The 1,367-nt window shown below is 63.8% G+C and carries 1 protein-coding gene; it reads right to left on the reverse strand.

Features of this window, described 5'->3' with window-relative positions:
• The coding region (gene tnpC / locus BRX37_RS26200) for an IS66 family transposase (protein ID WP_125990359.1) at positions 1 to 1,367 on the reverse strand (1,367 nt) is incomplete at both ends.

Below are 1,367 nucleotides of genomic sequence, written 5' to 3' on the forward strand. Positions count from 1 at the left end.
CCCAGTTGTAGGGGAGCAGATCATCGATGGGATCTGTGTCGCCGCACAGGACGATGCGTGCGAGGACATCGGCGAGGTAGGCCTGCGGGTTGATACCGCCCAGTTTGCATGTTTCGATGAGGCTGGCGAAGGTTGCCCAGTTTTCAGCCCCCAGGTCATGGCCTGTGAACAGGGCATTTTTCCGCTGGAGGGTAATTGGCCTGATTGAGCGCTCGACGGTATTGTTATCCAACTCGATCCGTCCATCCTCAAGGAAGCGGACGAGGCCCTTCCAGTGGTTGAGTGTGTAACCGATGGCCTCGGCTGTATGGGAGCCGCGGGGTAGTTTGGGCAGCATTTCCTTGAGCCATGGCAGCATGTCCGAGATGATCGGAGCGGCTTCAGCCTGGCGCACCGCCAGTCTGTGTTCGGGGCTGGAGCCTCGGATACGCGCCTCGATCTTGTAGAGCCCGGCGATCCGCCGCAGCACCTCATCGGCGACCGGTGCGTTGCCGCCCTTGGCATCGTCGAAGTAGCCCCTCCTGACATGTGCCCAGCAGAAAGCGAGCGTTCCGGGACCGGCCCTTCGGTCCGGCGCCTCGATATGCTTGTACGCGCCATAGCCGTCGCACTGGACGATGCCGGTGAAGTCCCCGAGCAGCTTTTCCGCCCAGACTTTCCCGCGACCTGGCATGTAGGTGTAGGCGACGGCCGGTGGATCGGTGCCGCCATGCGCGCCATCATCACGAGCGATCGCCCAGAGATATCCCGTCTTCACCTTGCCGGTGCCGGGAGCCAGGACCTTGGCCGTGGTCTCGTCAACGAACAGCCTCGCGCCCGACAGGAGGTCGGCCTTCATCCGGCTGGTCAGGCGGCCGAGCCAGGCGGCGGCTCTGCCTGCCCAGTTACACATTGTTCCCCTGTCGATCTCGATACCCTGGCGCCGCAGTGCCTGTGCCTGCCGGTAGAAGGGAGTGTGATCGGCATATTTCTTGACGAGAACATCGGCGATCAGCGCCTCGGTGGGCAGGCCGCCTGGCACCACATGCTTGGGCGCAGGCGCCTGGAACACGCCATCGCTGCATGCCCGGCACGCCATTTTCGGTCGGGACGTCACGATAACGCGATACTGGACAGGGATGACATCGAGCCGGCTTGATATGTCGCTGTCGATGCAGTGCAGCGCGCCTCCGCAGCAGGGGCATTCCGTCTCGTCAGGGAGGATCACTTCCTCAACGCGGGTCAGATGCGCCGGCAGCGACGCCCGTGCTGTCCCAGGCTCCCTTCGCGCCCGTTCCTTCTTTTGGCCCGCTGCGGCCGCGGCCTGCTCGGCCAAGGCTTCCAGTTCAGCGCGGGCAACATCGAGATCGTCGAGGCCCAGCACCAAC

This window comes from Sphingomonas sp. S-NIH.Pt3_0716, assembly GCF_003950715.1.
Taxonomy (GTDB): Bacteria; Pseudomonadota; Alphaproteobacteria; order Sphingomonadales; family Sphingomonadaceae; genus Sphingobium; species Sphingobium yanoikuyae_A.